1 pseudogene is annotated in these 262 nt (G+C 65.6%); it reads right to left on the bottom strand.

Annotated elements, in window-relative coordinates:
* Window positions 1-213 (bottom strand): annotated as a pseudogene (locus tag SB756_RS31470) (hypothetical protein); the annotation flags it as partial.
* Window positions 214-262: the final 49 nt, after the last annotated feature.

The following is a 262-nucleotide window of genomic DNA, read 5'->3' as shown; positions in this document are numbered from 1 at the left end:
ATAGGGGCAGCGGTAATCGGTGAACTCGATGATGGTGACCTTGCCCTTGGGATTGCCGAGCACGGGGGAGGAGGGATCGGTGATGATGTCGTTCACGTCGATGTCGGCGGAGGCCGCACGGGCGCCGCCCGGCCAGGGCGCGAGGCTGAGAAGGCCGATGACGAGGAACAGGAAGGCCGCGAGAAGCGGGGGCGAGACACGCCGAGATGCCATGATGGGTCCTTGCGATCGCAATCGCGTGCTCACACGCGCCTTGCCATGG

This window comes from Pseudomonas sp. SIMBA_068 (assembly GCF_046534705.1).
In the GTDB taxonomy this organism is placed as follows: Bacteria; Pseudomonadota; Gammaproteobacteria; order Pseudomonadales; family Pseudomonadaceae; genus Aquipseudomonas; species Aquipseudomonas putida.
This window is presented reverse-complemented; position numbering and strand designations above follow the sequence as displayed.